Here is a 14,528-nt window from a genome sequence, read left to right as displayed (position 1 = left end):
CCGTCCGGCAACGGCGGGCGACAGCGCCCCCGGCGAGCGGACGGAGACCGCCATGAGCAGCACCGGCAAGCAGGTCGGAACAGACGTCATCGTGTTCGGCGCGGGCGGGCAGGTCGGGCGCGCCGTGGTCGCCGAGGCCCGGCGGCGCGGGCTGACCGTCACCGCCGCCGTGCGCGACCCCGAGCGCCACCGCGACCTCGCGGACACCGGCGCCGCCCTGGTCCGCTGCGACGTCACCGACGAGGCCGCCGTCGCCGCCACGGCCCTCGGGCACACCGCCGCCGTCAGCACCGTGTACACCCCCGACGTGCCCTCCGTCCGGTTCTACCGGGCCGCCACCGACGCCCTGGTGGCCGGCCTCGCCACGGCCGGGGTCCACCGCCTGGTCCACGTGGGCGTCGCCACCACACTGGAGACCGCGCCCGGCACCGCCGTCCACGACGACCCCGCGTTCCCCGAGGCCTACCGCGCCTTCTCGCTCGGCCACTCCGGCGCACTGGACCGGCTGCGCACGTCCGCCCCCGCGCTGGACTGGGTCGTCGTCACCCCGCCCCTCGACCTCGACCGCACCGCGCCCGGCACCGGCCGCTACCGGGTCGGCGGCCCGCGGGTCCTAGGCGAGCGGATCGCCCAGGCCGACCTCGCGGTGGCCGTGGTCGACGAGGCCGCCGCACCGGCGCACCACCGTGAGCAGATCGCCGTCGCGGCGTAGCCGGGGCCGCACGACGGGGTGGCGGCGCGACCGGGCGCCGGGGCGTCGGGGCGGCCAGGCGTCGGGGGGCTGGGTGTCGGGGGACTGGGCGTCGGGGGGCCGGGCGTCGCGCGGCGAAACCCCCTGGTCGGGCGGGGGTGCCCGGGTCCATGCTGGGCACCATGCTCATCCGCGAAGCCACCCCCGCCGACTGGCCGGCCATCTGGGCCTTCCTCCGCGAGATCGTCGCCGCCGGCGAGACCTACAGCTGGGACCGCGACACCACCCAGGACCGGGCCCGCGCGCTCTGGTGCAAACCCGCCCCCGGCCGCACCTTCGTCGCCGTCGACGAGGACGGCACCGTCCTTGGCACCGCCGAGAGCCACCCCAACCAGGCCGGCGGCGGCGCCCACGTCGCCAACGCGGGCTTCATGGTCGACCCCCGCCACTCCGGCCGGGGCGTCGCCCGCGCCCTCGGCGCCCACGTCCTCGACCAGGCCCGCGCCGACGGCTACCGCGCGATGCAGTTCAACGCCGTCGTGGAGACCAACACCCGTGCGGTGGCCCTCTGGGAGTCCCTGGGCTTCGAGATCCTCACCACCGTCCCCGAAGCCTTCCACCACCCCAGGAAGGGCTACGTCGGCCTGCACATCATGCACCGCCGACTCTGAGGACGGCGCCCGCGCACACCCGGCTCACCACTGCGGCGGCTGCTGCGGCGGGTACGGATAGGCGCTCGCCGCGACGGCCCGCCGCCGCTTCCGCGCCCGCGCCGCCACCCCCGCCGCCACCCCGGCGACCACCAGCACCAGCAGCCCCCCGACCCCGAGCAGCGTGTACGTGACCCCCGCGTTCCCGCCCGCCCCCGCCACCGGCGCCGCCATCGGCGGCCCGGAGGCACCGTCGCCGGGCACCGCCCCGGAATCCGGCGGAGCCCCCTGCGACTCCGCCCGCCCGAGCAACGGATTGGCCCTGGGCCCGCCGTCCACCGCGGGATTCGCCTCCAGCGCCTTGGCCGGATCGACGACCCCGTACCCGTAATGCGCGTTCGGCACCGCCGACCCGTCCCCCGGCGCCGTCGCACTCTTGATCATCCGATTGATGACCTGCCCCGCCGAGAGCCCGGGATACTTCGACCTGATCAGCGCGGCGGTGGCCGAGACGTAGGCGGTGGCGTCGGAGGTGCCGTTGCCGACGTTGTAGCTCGACGTAGAGGTGATTGAGGCGTGGTAGATCCCGACACCCGGCGCGGCGATCGTCGTCTCGGGTCCGAATGTGGACTTCTCCCAGACCCGGTTCTGTTCGTCGACTGCAGCAACGGCCACTACTCCCGGGAAGGCCGCCGGGTATTCGACCGGCGAGGACTTGTTGCCGCTGTTTCCGGCCGATGCCACGACGACGATGTCCTTGGAAACCGCGTACCCGATCGCGTCCCGCGTTTGCGAGTCGGCCCCTGAATACCCGCCGAGGGAGATGCTGATGACCTGCACTCCCCGATCGGCGGCGAATCGGACGGCTTGTGCGAGGTCGGACTGCTGGGCCTCCGCCAAGCCGTCGACACTCCTGACCTTCACCGGAAGGACCTTCGCCTTCGGTGCGAGGCCGATGACCCCCGCTGACGCCCCGTGTCCGGTGCCCGCGATCAGACTCGCCATCGCCGTTCCATGGCCGTCACTGTCCAGCCGTCCGTCCGACTTCCCCCCGGCGAAATCGGCGCCGGGCAGCACCTGGCCGACGAGATCCTGGTGATCCTGGCTGACACCACCGTCCACCACGGCTACGACGATGCCCTCACCTTGGCTGACCGGCCAGACCTTCGTCTCGGCGGCGAAGGTCCTCAACGGCCACTGCGAACTCCTGATCTGGTCCGCCACCGCCGGCGTGTGAACCGCCCCCCACGCGAGGGCTCCGGCAGCGAGCACGGCTGCTCCACGCCCTACCCGACCACTCATCACGCCTGGCCACCTCACTCAGTGAGCCGTCTCCTGGGTCACCGGCCCAGGAGACGGTCGATCATCAGCCCATCCGTCTGCGGACAGGGGTCATTCCACCACGTTCGGATTGGCCGGCTCGTCCGACGCCCAGGTCTCCTCGTCCTCGACAAGGTAGTCGGGGCGCTTGCCCTCCTTCTCTTCGTCCTTCTTGCGCCGTTGGGCATCACCGATCGGCATGCCCGGCACCATCCCGCCACCGGCGGCGGCACTCGTCTCCCCTCGAAGGCGACTCCGGGCCCCGACGCCTGAGCCACCCTCGGTGAAGGCCTGCTTCGCGCCGGAGCCGGAACCCGACCGCCCGCTCTCCCCGAAGGCACCGCCCGGTCGCCCCGGAATGCCGCTGCCCGTCCGGGATCCACCGGACGCCCGACCACCGCTGCCGAAGCCGCCCTCGAACACCTCGCCCGCGCCGAACGCCTTGCCCTTGCGGGCCGCGGCGTCGCCGGGTGCGCTCGCCCGGCCCGAGGCATCCGCGTTCAGTGCCCCCTGCTTGCCCTGGCCGACCGCCGGGGCCCCCGGTCCTCCCACGACCGGTCCGCCACTGGTGAGAGGCTTCCCGAAGCCGCTGCTCGTCGGCCCGCTCGGGAGCCCTGTCTGAGGCGTGAGAGTGGTGCCGGAACCGCCGGAGCTCGGGAGCGGCACACTGGTCGCGGATGTCGTGACAGGGATGGTCTTCGTACCGTCGATCCCGGTACCCGGACCATAGTTGGTGGTGACAGGCAGAGGCTTCGGCGCGGCCTGCGCGGTGCCTCCCTTGATGCCCGAGTCGACCGGTACGACCGGCGTCACAGCGGCCGGGCGATCCCGCGCAGGTTGGCCGGAGGAGCGACGAGGAGGCGACGAGGGACTGCCGGTGGTCGGCGTCGTCGTGACGCCGGTGTAGCTCGCGCCGGCCATCACGGCGCCCATCGTCGATGCCCCCGAAGAATCGTCAGGCGACGGGACGTCCTGATAGTCGTCGCCGCGCCGCTTGTTCGATCCCGGCTGGTAAGGCGGTGGTGGCTTCAGCATCGGGGTGGCGACGCGGTAGTGCATGGCGAGGGTCTGCATCACCGCGGCGGCTTCGAGTTTGCGCTGTTCGGCGATGGCCGTTCTGCTGTCCTCGTCGTCGTCGCCGAAGAGGGACGAGACGGTGTCGCCGATGCCGTCCTTGACCTGGTCCCAGCCGCTGGGTTCCTCGGGCATGTCGTGCTTGGCCTTGGCGATGGCCTCGGACATCGCCTTGAGGGTGTTGGCGGCGTCGTTGGCGTAGGAGGCCGCGTTGTTGATGGTGGCGGCGAGGTTGAGCATGCGGGTGTGGAAGGCGTCGCTGGTGGTGCCCTCCCAGCTGACGGCGGCCTCGGTGCTGGCCCGGGTGAGGGTGGCGCGGATGGCTTTGAGGGTGTCGGCGGCGCGGCGCCAGGGGTCGCCGGCGGCCATCACCTCTCCGGGGTTGAGGGCCTGGGCCATCTTCCGGAGTTCGGCGTGGCTGTAGTCGTTGAAGTTGGTGTACGTCATCGGCGGCCGCCTCCGTTCCCGCGGGGCTGTGCCCGGTCGGCGCTCATCGTTCGGACTTCCCGCCGTCGTGCCGGGGTGGCGCCACCGTGCGGGTGTAGGCGGCGGTGCTGGTGGCGGACGGTGCCGCCACCGACCAGCCGTCGTCGCCGAGTTTCAGCTTGCCGGCGGTGCGGTGTTCCTGCTCCTGGTAGTTGGTGGCGGTGAGTTCGGCCTTCTTCTGGGCCTCGTCGACGGCCTCCTGGAGCTGGTTGAGCACGTCGCGCAGGCCGTCGCGCATCGTCTGGTACCGGCCGTGCAGTTCGGTGGCCTCGGCGAAGGTGCCGAAGGAGGTCTTGCCGACGGCGCTCTGTCCGTGGGTGCGGGTGCCGTCGGCATGGCGTTCGAACTCGGCCAGCAGGAGCCGCACCTGGGCGGCGAAGGCCCGTAGTTGCTCGACTTCGACGCGGTAGCCGCCGCCGGCCCCGCCCGTCGATCCGGTCCCCGTTGACACGTCCGGCGCCTCCCCCGTGCGTCCGCCCCGCGCTGTCGTGCACAGCTCCGGGAGACACATGTCTAACACATGGGCGGGGCAAGCTGAACGGTGCTCGCGGCGAAGCGGCCGACGTCCTGGCGGACCGTCAGTTCACGGATGTTCCACGCTGTCGGCCCGTGAGGGCGCGGCGGCAGAGCGAGTCGGCGCGGCGGGTGGTCTCGGGCAGCCGGTAGTGCGGGGCGAGGGCCAGAGTGGTGGCGACCGCCTCGGACAGGCCGATCCGGTGGCCGACGGAGACGAACACCGGTTTGACGCCGGCTCTGGTCCGGACGGCGCGGCCGACCTCCTCCCCGGTGGCCGGGTCGGTGAGCGGGGTCCAGGCGCCGCGGGCGGCCCCGGGCTCGTGGTGGTCGAAGACGAACGGGGTCTTGGCGACGCCGAGTGTGCGCAGGCCGGTGAGCACGCCGAGGTGGCTGGCCAGGCCGAGGCGGCGCGGGTGGGCGAGGCCGTAGCCGTCGCAGACCACGGTGCCGGGGGTGCGGCGGAGGGCGGCCAGGGCGTCCAGCACGGCCGGGAGTTCACGGAAGGCGAGCAGGCCGGGCACGTAGGGGAAGGCGATCCGGCCGACGGCGGTCGACTCGTCGACGACGGCCAGGGTGTCGCGGTCCAGGACCACGGCGGCGGCGACCACGAGGTCCCGTTCGTCGTCGTAGGCGACGTCCACACCGGCGATCAGCGTGTCGTCGGCCTCGGTGCCGGCCCCCGGGCCGGGGCCGTACGGCTGGACGAGCGGTCGCAGCCGTTCCTGTTCGGCGAGCGCCTCGGCCTCGTTGGCGGGCCAGTCTGCGGGGATGGGCACGGAGGGTCTCCCCCTGGGGCGTCGGGTGTCAAGGAATGTGTCCCGGTCACCGTACCGAGTGGGGTGGACGACCCCGCAGTGAGCCTGTGCGCCCCCCGTGCCCCGGATCCGGCGGCTTAGGCTGCACTTACCGAACTGCCGTACTGGGTAGGAGTTGTGGAGAGGTTTCCAGCACCGGCACCGCTCCACCCCGCTTCCCGCCCGTTCCCCCGACGTGCGAAGGACCGATCGCCATGCCGCGCCCGACCACCGCTCAGTTCTGCCTCGGCACCTGCACCGTCGTCGCCGCCGCCGTGGCCCTGCTGGCCGTCTCCGGCGCCACGGGCGTCCTGGAGATCGCCGTGCTGGTGGGCTTCGCCCTCGCGCTCGGGACGCTGGTGACGCTGCTGTCGCTGTCCACCGCCGCGCAGCGCCGCACCACCGCCACGGCCGGCGTGACCGCCACGCCCGGCGCGGCACCCCTCCAAGCCGACGCCCCGGCCCCGGCCGGGCACGCGTACGCCCGGCAGCGCTGAGGCGGCACCACCGGGCGGTCCGGACACGCGGACGGGATCAGACCGTGGAGACCACCACGGTCTTCGCGGCCTTGTCGTGGAGGCACTGGCGGTACGGCTTGTCGAAGACGCCGAACAGCCCGTCGATCAGCCACCAGAGCGCCGCGCAGCAGATGACCGCAGGGAGGATGAAGACGGCGGCTCTGGTCCAGGCGGCGGCCGGCGGCGGCGTGCTGCCGTCGATCAGCATCGCGACCCTGATCTTCATGGCCTTCTTGCCGAGGGTCTGGCCGTCCCGGCTGAGCATCACGCCGTCGTAGATCAGGTAGAGGCCGCAGGCCAGCCAGAACGCGCCGGCCTCGCCCGAGCGGTCGCTGAGTGTGGCGAAGGGCAGCACCAGGACGATCGCCACGATCTGCACCAGGACGTAGTCGATCACCTGCGCGAGGATCCGGTTCGGCCAGGTGCCGAGCGGCGGCATCCCGGGGACGGGCCCGGCGCCGGGCGTGCCGTGCCCCGCAGGCCCGTATCCGGACGGCGGCTGGTCGGACGGCGGCCCGCCGTACGGGTCCTGCCCGTACGGCGGTCGCCCGTACGGCGAACCGCCGGGGGTGCCCCCGTAGTCGCCCCCGTACGCGCCGGGCCGGTCGCCGTAGGGACTGCCGGGCGGCGGGGTCGAGGACGGCGGCGGGTTTCCGGACGGGTCCGACGGCGCACCTTCCGGCGTGCCGCCACCCGGGGACGGGGGCTGCTTGTCGAAGGAGGGCTGACCGCCCCCCTCCGGCTCGGAGCCTGAGGGGTTCTGGGTGCTCATTCACCGAGTAGAACATTGCAGATTGGCTAAGTTTCGGATATTTAGTCCGTTTCGCCCGGCAACCTCCGGCGGACCGCGGTCAGCCCCGGACCACCCGGGTGCCCGCCATCCGGTCGTGCCACCCGCGCCGGGCGGGGCGGTCGAACAGCGGCCAGACCAGGCCGAGCAGCAGCACCGCCGAGGCGTTCCGGGCCAGCCAGCGGGCCAGCGACCGGGCGAGGCTCAGCCGGTCCCGAGCGGCCGACGGGGCCGCGTCGACCACCCGGATCCGGACCAGGCGCTTGCCGAAGGTCTGCCCGGTGCGGGCGGTCGGCAGGACTTCGTAGAGCACCCCGACGAAGGCGAGGACGGCGAACAGGACGGCCACCTTGCCCAGCACCACCCCGTCCACCAGCCAGACGTCCACCTGGCGGCGGGTCAGCGCGCTGGCCATCCTGGCCTGGTCGAGCTTCTGCTGGACGTGGGACACCACGGAGTTGCCGAGCGGGATGGCGGTCGCGGTGGCGACCACGGCGAGGACGGCGGTGTCCACCAGCCGGGCGGCCAGCCGGCGTCCGAGCCCGGCGGGCAGCGGGGCGGGGGGACGACGGCGAGCCGGCCGGGGCGCGGCGGCCCCGGCCTTCGCCGGGTCGGCGAGCGCGCCCGGGGCGGGGGCTCCGACCGGCCTCGCGACCGGTGCGGGGGCCGCAACGGACGAGGCGGTGGGGGCGGACGAGGTGGTGAGGGTGCGGGGGACCGTGCCGGCGGGCACCACCGCGACGGCTGAGGCGCCCGAAGCGTCCGGCTGCGACCCCGAGGCCTGCCCCGACACCGGCTGCGACTCCGACTCCGGCTCCGGCTCCGAGGCAGGCGCAGGCACCGAAGCGGGCACCGGCACCGCCTCGGGAGCACGCCCGGCCACCGGCGCGGCGACGTGCTCCGCCCGCTCGCCGGATGCCTCGCCGGACAGCCGCGCCGCACCCACCGCCCGATCCTCCGCCGGCCCGTCCGCGCCGGAGTCCGGCTCCGCCCCCGGCAGCACGCCCCAGGAGACCCAGCGCGGCGCACCGCCGGTCTCCATCAGGCCACGCTGCGCCCGCGGGTCGACCTGCCAGCCGACGGCCCCCGGCTCGCCCGCACGCTGCTCCTCGACCTCCTCCGCCTCCGCGACGGGGCCGCCGCGCTCCTGCCCGGCGGCCCCGTCGCGGATCACTCCGACGCGCGCCGCCTCCCCACCGGCGGCCGGTTGCGCCACCGCCGGACGCAGCGCCGCACGGGCCGCCAGATGCGGCCCGACGCTGAACGACGCCCCACCCGCCGTCTGGTCCAGGTACACCGGCCCGGTCTCCCCGGACACCCCGGCGATCGCCGGCACCGCGGGCGAGGGCACCGCACGCGCAGGCGCGACGGACGAAGGCGCGATGGACGAAGGCGCAGCGGAAGACGGCACCGCGGACGACGGCGGATGGGCCTCCGGCGACGCCGGCGGCGGCACGAAGCGCGCCCCCGCCCCCGGCCCGGCCCCCACGCCGGCCCCCGCGCCACCCGCCACGCCGCCGCGGCGGGCCGCGAACCGGGGCGGCTGCAGCACCTCGCCCGCGGCCGGGGCCGGGCGGCTGGTGCCCGGCACCCACGCGGTACCGCCCCAGTAGCGGACGAAGCCGGGCACCGAGGGGTCGGGGTAGTACCCCGGGGTGGGGCCGACGGCCGTCTCCGCGCCGCCGGCGAAGGGCCGGTCCGTCATGGGGTCTTCTTTCTGGCAGGGCCGTTGCGGCGCACCCGGCGGGCGGACCACGCGACGGCGACTCGGGCGGCGGAGGTCGCTTCGCCCGTCGGCGCGCGCGAGGACACCGCCTCATTGGCGGACAGTCGCGGGGCAGTCACAAAGGGTAGTACCTCGGCGGCGCGAAGATGGCAAGTTGCGCGATCGCCGGACAGGCCGGGTCCGCCCGGGATAAGGAGGACGGCGCGCGTCAGCGGACCCGCGCCCGCTCCCCCCACGGTCTCCACGGCCCGCCCACGCCCGCGGGAACTCCGCCAAGAAATCTCGGAAACATGTGTAAGAGCGCCCGCGACCCGCGCTCTCCAAGGTCACAGGGCCCGGAACCGGGCACGAACCGGAGTCAGAGAGGAACCCGATCATGGAGCGCGCGACGAGCGTGGTCGAGCACGAGCTGGAACTCAACCTGGTGCTCTCTCCCGAGCACAGCGTCCCCGTCCCGGCCCGGCTGTCCTACGGCAGCCACGACCCCTACGCGGTGCACATCACCTTCCACCTGGACACCGGCTCGCCGGTCACCTGGGTGTTCGCCCGCGAGCTGCTGGTGGAGGGCACCTTCCGGCCGTGCGGCCAGGGGGACGTGCGGATCTGGCCGACCCGCTCGGGCCGGCGCAGCGTGCTCTGCATGGCCCTGAGTTCGCCCGCCGGGGACGCCCTGCTGGAGGCCCCGCTGCCGGTGGTGGCCGCCTGGCTGGAGCGGGCGCACCGGCTGGTGCCGCCGGGCAGCGAACTGGCCGCGCTGGACATGGACGGGTCGCTCGCCGAGCTGCTCGCGTGAGCGACCGCGCCGCACGGCGCCACCCCACCCCGGCCGCCCCGGCACCGGGCACCCCCGGGCGGGACAGCCCCGGACGCGGAACCCCCGGAAGCGGGACCTCCGCCCACGGCGGCCCCGGGCGGAGCACCCCCGGGCCGGTGGGCCCGGGAGTCCCCGGCGACTCAGCGGGCCGCGGGGGCCTGCTGACGGTCGTGCGCGGGGCCCGGGCGGCCGCCGCCGCTGCGCTGCCCGGGCAGCGGGACGAGCGGGGCGCCGGCGGCCCGCCGCCGCGCCCTTATCCGTAGCGCCGCGGCCAGCAGGAAGCAGATCCCGACGAGCGGGTAGACCGAGGCCGGGATCTGGCTGACCGCCGACAGGTGCAGGTCGAGGTCGCCGTGGTGCGGCACGACCCACATCCCGAACGAGAAGAAGGCGATCAGCGTCGCCCCGAAGGCCGCGCGCCAGCGCAGTCGGCGGACGGCGGCCGGGCGGGCCTGCTCGACCGCGGCCTCGCAGGCGAGCAGCGCGAGCACGGGCACGCACCAGATCCAGTGGTGGGTCCAGCTGATCGGCGAGATCAGCACCGCGGTGACGGCGGCGCAGCAGACGCCCCACGCCTCGGCGCGCGGCAGCCAGCGGGAGCTGGAGGCCGCCCAGGCGGCGATGGCGAGGCCGAGCACCGCGATCACGGCGCCGGCCAGCGTCGCGACGGTCCCGGGCTCGGCGGTGTGCAGCAGCCGGGCCACGGCGCCGCGTACCGACTGGTTGTCGACGATCTCGGTCTTGCCGACCCGCGAGGAGTCGTACAGGTACTTGGTCCAGAAGCCCCAGGTGGCGTCGGGCAGGACGAGCGCGCCGAGCAGGAAGGTCCCGAGGAAGGTGAAGCCGGCCACGAAGGCGGCCCGGATCCGGCCGGTGAGCAGCAGGTAGACGGCGAAGAGGCCGGGGGTGAGCTTGATGCCCGCGGCGATGCCGATCGCGACGCCCTTGCTGCGGCGGCCGTCGGGGCGGGTGAGGTCCCAGAGGATCAGGCAGGCCAGCGCGAGGTTGATCTGGCCGTAGCGCAGCGTGGTGAAGACCGGTTCGAGCCAGACGCCGCCGCCGGTGACCAGTATCACGCCGAGCGGGCGCAGTTCGCGGCGCGGCCAGCCGACCAGCTTGAACGACAGGTGGGTGAGCAGCGCGAGCAGCCCGAGGTTGCCGAGCGTGATCGCCACCCGCAGGAACGGCACCGGGAACCAGGTCGTCGGCACGAACAGCATCGCGGCGAACGGCGGGTAGGTGGCGGGCAGGTTCCATTCGGTGACCCGCAGCGCGTAGAGGTCGGTCCCGTCGGCGACGGCGCCGCCCTCCGCCCGGTAGACGATCATGTCGACCATCGAGGTGTGGACGAAGTGCCGCACCACGGCGTAGACCACCAGGGACAGCAGCGCCACGGCGGAGACGGCCAGCAGCGGGCGGCGCGGTGCCTCCCGCAGGGCCCGGACGGGCGCGCCGAGGGCGTCCTTGAGGCGGTCCGACAGGGGTCCGGGCGCCGGGTCCGGTGCCGTTGGCACCACGCTGCGCTCGTCTTGCACCGCTGTCACTGTTCGCTCCGTCCACCGTTCGGCCAACCAGCGACGATACCGGATGCCCGGCGACCGGGCCCGGTCGAGCCGACTACCGAGCGTGATCGCCCGGGTGGAAGTGCACCCCGGCCGGCCGTACTCCGTTGCGGGCGGAGCACGGACGGCCGGGGTCCCGGGGAGGGATCGCGGGGCTCAGCCGGCGTAGGCGCCGAGGGCCCGGGTGAAGTCCAGCGGCTGCTGGACGATGCTGCTGCAGCTGGCGTCGGCGTACGCCGTGGCACCGCCCGCGCACGCCTTGTCGCGGGTGCCGGACCACATCGCCAGCCAGGCCAGGTGCTTGGTCCCGGCGAACTCGGCGAGCTGCTTGGCGTCGGCGACCGTGAAGACCTCGCTGGCCACGTCGTTGACCCCGATCATCGGGGTGACCGCGACCTTGCGCCAGGCGGCCGCGTCGTCCAGCCCGAGCACGCTCTTGACCTGGGCCTGGGTGGCGGTGGCCGCGGCGATGGCGTACTTGCCCATCTGGCCCTGCGGGTTCGGGGCGACGCCGTCCCCGAAGTCCATCGCCATGATGTTGACCGCGCCGATCGCGACGCCGTTGCGCTTGGCGTCGGCCACCAGGTCGACGCCTTCCTGGGTCAGGCCGGAGGGCAGCGCGGGGAGGGTGAAGGAGACGTCCAGGGCCTTGCCCTTGGCGGCCGCGTTCTTCTGCAGCTGGGCGACGGCCTGGGCACGGCGGGTGTTGGCGGCGGTGTTGGCGATCGCGCCGCCCTCGACGTCGAAGTCGACCTTGGTCAGCCCGAAGGCGTCGACGGCCTGCTGGTACACGGCGGTCAGGTCGGCCGTGGTGGCGCAGGCGAGGGCCAGCTCGCTGCCGTTGGCGCCGCCGAAGGAGACCCGGACGTCGCCGCCGATCGCCCGCAGCGCGCCGATCTGGGCGGCCACCGCGTCGGCGGACAGCTCGCTGACGCCGCCCCACTTCGGGGTGCAGCCGCCGCCGGAGACCACGAAGGCGAGGGTGAAGTTCTTCACGCCGGTGGCCTTCGCGGTGGCGACCAGGTCGTACGGCGGGTACAGCGAGGTGTCCACGTACGGCGCGAAGCCGGCGCCGGTGGCCGGGGCGGGCGTGCCGGTCGCGGTGGCGGTGGGCGCGGGGGTGGCGCTGGTGGTCGGCGCCGGGGTGGTCGGCCTGGTCGTGGCGGTGGGGCTCGGGGACGCGGTGGTCGGCCGGGCGGTGGCGGTGGCCGTCGCGGTCGGCGTCACGACGGGCGTGCCGGTCGGGGTCGGCGAGGTGCCGGGGGTGCCCGTCGGGCGGCCCGAGGGGGTCGGCACGGTGTCGCCGGCCTTGCAGGAGGCGTTGTTGATCAGGCAGTTGCCGGGCTCCGCCTGCGCGGCGCCGGCGCCCTGGGCGACGAAGCCGACCACCAGGCTCCGGCCGGGCTCCAGCCGCTTGCTCCAGGCCTCGGGCTTGACGGTGACGTGCTGCCCGTCGGCGCTGAAGGTGGCGTTCCAGAGCGAGTCGATCTTCGCTCCGGCCGGCAGGTCGAAGGACAGCGTCCAGTCCTCGATCGCGCTGCCGGCCGGGTTGGTGACCAGGTACTGGCCGGTGTAGCCGGCGTCCCAGGCGCTGGTGCGGGTGTAGACGGCGCCGAGCGAGGCGGCACTGGCCGAGGAGGCGAGGGTCACGACCGCGCCCGCGACCAGCGCGGCGGCGACGGCCGAGGAGGCGAGGACGACTCCCTTGCGGCTGCGTCGGCGGCGGCCCCGGCGGCGTTCGGGCTGGGTCGTCATGGGCGTACCTCCGTAGGGGGCGCCTCCCGCCCGGAGGGCGCGGGGGACGGCTGGGCCGGACGGGGTCGCGGCGGCCGGGCGCGGGTGGATGGACCCGTCGCGGGCGGCGTGACCCGGCTCGGTCGGGTGACCGGCGCGGATGACGCTAGTGGGGCGGGAGGGCCGGAACGGGCCTGCTGAGCGAGGGGTACAGCTCTCTTAGGGCCCGCTTAAGGAAGAGGGGCGACACCGGTGCGCGGCACCGGCGCGCGGGGCCGCCCGGCGCGGGGACCGCTCAGCGCTGGAACAGCGTGCCGCGGCTGCGCCGGCGGCTGGCGCGGGCGGGGGCGCCGTCGGGGCGGGCCTGCAGCCGCAGCCGGATCTCGGCGCCGCCGAGCCCGGCGGAGCGACCGAGCGCGAGGTCGCCGCCGGTGACCTCGGCGAGCTTGCGGGCGATGTCCAGGCCGAGGCCGGTGGAGCCCTCGCCGCCGTCGCCCTGCCCGCGCTCCAGGGCGGCCTCGGGGTCGGTGAAGCCCGGTCCGGCGTCGCCGACCAGCACGATCACCGAGCTGTCGGTGGCGAGCACGTCGACCGAGAACGCGGTGCCGACGGCGGTGTGGCGGAAGACGTTGCCGAGCAGGGCGTCGACGGCGGCGGCGAGGTCGCCGCGTTGGACGGACACGCCGACGGGTTGGTCGGCGCCGGCCAACTGCCAGCGGCGCCCCTCGTCCTCGGCGAGCGCGGACCAGAAGCCGACCCGCTCCCGGATCACCTCGGCGGCGTCGCAGCCGACGGTGACGGCGGGCGCGTCCTCGGGCGCCCGCCGGGCCGAACGGATGATCTGGTCGACCTCGCGCTCCAGTTGGGAGACGGCGTGCCGGGTGGCGTCGGCCGCGTCGCCCTCGCCCAGCGAGGCGGCGTTGAGCCGCAGCACGGTGAGCGGGGTGCGCAGCCGGTGCGACAGGTCGGCGGCCAACTCCCTTTCGGCGGCGAGCAACTGGACGACCCGGTCGGCCATCGTGTTGAACGCGTGGGCGGCTTCGCGCAGCTCCTCCGGGCTCCCGGCGGTCTGCCGGTCGTCGACGGGCACCCGGACGGCGAGGTTGCCGCCACCGAGTGAGCGGGCCGCGGCGGCCAGTCGGCGGGCCGAGCCGACGATCCGGGTGCCCATCCGGTCGGCCACCAGCACCGAGATGGCGACCAGGGCGAGCGCGACCGCGGACAGCACCAGCCAGGCGGTGGAGACCCCGCGGGTCAGGTCGCCGTCGGCCACGAACACCTCGACCACGGCCGTCCGGCCGGTGTCGACGGCCACCGGCTGCAGGAGCGCGAAGCCGCCGGGCACCTCGACGGTGAACGAGCGGCCCTGGCCGCCGGCGGTGCCCACGTCGGCGGCCAGCGCACGGGCCTCGCCGATGGTCGCCCCGCCGTCCGGCCCGATCATCGGCGCCCCGGCGGAGGACGGTTCGGAGGGCAGTGAGGAGGGCAACGAGGAGGGCAACGAGGAGGGCGGCGAGGAGGGCGGCGATGACGGCAGCGGGTTCGGCGGCGCCGAGGGCGGCGAGGGCGAGTCCGCGGCCGGCACCGGGCCCGGGGCCGGCAGATGGACCGCCATCCGCCCCTGCGCACCGGCGTCGGTACTGGCCACCGCACGGGCGATGGCGCCCTGGTCGGTGGTGATGGCGAGGGCCGGGCCGAGCGCCGCCGCCTGCCGTTCGGCCGCGGTGAACGCCCGGTCCCGCGCGGTCTGTTGGACCATCAGCCCGAGCGGGATGAGGAAGGCCAGCGCGACCATGGTGGTCCCGGCCACCGCGGCCTTGATCAGGGCCCAGCGCAACGAGTGCCCGAACCGC

Annotated in this window: 13 protein-coding genes; 4 read left to right on the top strand and 9 right to left on the bottom strand. The window is 74.9% G+C overall.

Translation table 11 applies throughout. From position 1 onward, the window contains the following. Positions 1–52: 52 nt before the first annotated feature. Together ABZ495_RS22945 and ABZ495_RS22940 are read left to right on the top strand one after the other, a co-directional pair. Entirely contained in the window at positions 53–712 is a 660-nt protein-coding gene (locus ABZ495_RS22945) for an NAD(P)H-binding protein (protein WP_359837768.1), read from the top strand. Between the two features lie 161 nt (positions 713–873). Continuing rightward, positions 874–1,362 carry a GNAT family N-acetyltransferase gene (locus tag ABZ495_RS22940; RefSeq protein WP_359837766.1) on the top strand — a complete coding sequence of 163 codons (489 nt, stop codon included), beginning with the start codon at positions 874–876 and terminating at the stop codon, positions 1,360–1,362. Positions 1,363–1,386: 24 nt separating this feature from the next. Here the strand turns inward: ABZ495_RS22940 and mycP are convergent, their stop codons facing one another. From mycP to ABZ495_RS22920, 4 genes are all read right to left on the bottom strand, one after another. Beyond that, positions 1,387–2,565 (bottom strand): type VII secretion-associated serine protease mycosin, encoded by a 1,179-nt coding sequence (gene mycP, locus ABZ495_RS22935; RefSeq protein WP_359837764.1) that lies wholly within the window; start codon positions 2,563–2,565, stop codon positions 1,387–1,389. 168 nt (positions 2,566–2,733) lie between these two features. After that, positions 2,734–4,182 carry a hypothetical protein gene (locus ABZ495_RS22930; RefSeq protein WP_359837762.1) on the bottom strand — a complete coding sequence of 483 codons (1,449 nt, stop codon included), beginning with the start codon at positions 4,180–4,182 and terminating at the stop codon, positions 2,734–2,736. A gap of 43 nt (positions 4,183–4,225) precedes the next feature. Further along, complete coding sequence (locus tag ABZ495_RS22925; RefSeq protein WP_329487850.1) at positions 4,226–4,672, bottom strand: hypothetical protein; 447 nt, start codon at positions 4,670–4,672, stop codon at positions 4,226–4,228. 127 nt (positions 4,673–4,799) lie between these two features. Further along, positions 4,800–5,513 (bottom strand): endonuclease V, encoded by a 714-nt coding sequence (locus ABZ495_RS22920; protein WP_359837761.1) that lies wholly within the window; start codon positions 5,511–5,513, stop codon positions 4,800–4,802. Positions 5,514–5,746: 233 nt separating this feature from the next. On the opposite strand from ABZ495_RS22920, the gene ABZ495_RS22915 reads away from it, so the two are divergent. After that, positions 5,747–6,028, top strand: coding sequence for a hypothetical protein (locus ABZ495_RS22915; RefSeq protein ID WP_359837759.1), 282 nt, complete (start codon positions 5,747–5,749; stop codon positions 6,026–6,028). Between the two features lie 37 nt (positions 6,029–6,065). On the opposite strand, the gene ABZ495_RS22910 is transcribed toward ABZ495_RS22915, so the two are convergent. Continuing rightward, positions 6,066–6,821, bottom strand: coding sequence for an RDD family protein (locus ABZ495_RS22910; RefSeq protein ID WP_359804916.1), 756 nt, complete (start codon positions 6,819–6,821; stop codon positions 6,066–6,068). A gap of 79 nt (positions 6,822–6,900) precedes the next feature. Further along, entirely contained in the window at positions 6,901–8,544 is a 1,644-nt protein-coding gene (locus ABZ495_RS22905) for an RDD family protein (RefSeq protein WP_359837756.1), read from the bottom strand. Between the two features lie 397 nt (positions 8,545–8,941). Here ABZ495_RS22905 and ABZ495_RS22900 point away from each other — a divergent pair, with 397 nt between their 5' ends. Further along, complete coding sequence (locus tag ABZ495_RS22900; protein ID WP_352293229.1) at positions 8,942–9,358, top strand: SsgA family sporulation/cell division regulator; 417 nt, start codon at positions 8,942–8,944, stop codon at positions 9,356–9,358. Between the two features lie 161 nt (positions 9,359–9,519). Here ABZ495_RS22900 and ABZ495_RS22895 read toward each other — a convergent pair whose 3' ends face one another. The 3 genes from ABZ495_RS22895 to ABZ495_RS22885 all read right to left on the bottom strand — a co-directional run bounded on the left by ABZ495_RS22895 (position 9,520) and on the right by ABZ495_RS22885 (position 14,512). Next, on the bottom strand, positions 9,520–10,923 hold the full coding sequence (locus ABZ495_RS22895) for a glycosyltransferase 87 family protein (protein WP_359837753.1): 1,404 nt from the start codon (positions 10,921–10,923) through the stop codon (positions 9,520–9,522). A 174-nt stretch (positions 10,924–11,097) separates the two neighbouring features. After that, positions 11,098–12,696 carry a cellulose binding domain-containing protein gene (locus ABZ495_RS22890; protein WP_359837750.1) on the bottom strand — a complete coding sequence of 533 codons (1,599 nt, stop codon included), beginning with the start codon at positions 12,694–12,696 and terminating at the stop codon, positions 11,098–11,100. Between the two features lie 274 nt (positions 12,697–12,970). Next, a complete protein-coding gene (locus tag ABZ495_RS22885; protein WP_359837803.1) occupies positions 12,971–14,512 on the bottom strand; it encodes a HAMP domain-containing sensor histidine kinase in 1,542 nt (513 codons plus the stop codon). Positions 14,513–14,528: the final 16 nt, after the last annotated feature.

Source organism: Kitasatospora sp. NPDC005748, from assembly GCF_040630735.1.
Lineage (GTDB): Bacteria > Actinomycetota > Actinomycetes > Streptomycetales > Streptomycetaceae > Kitasatospora.
Note: the sequence above shows the minus strand (reverse complement) of the source record. Positions and strands in the feature narration are given on the sequence as shown.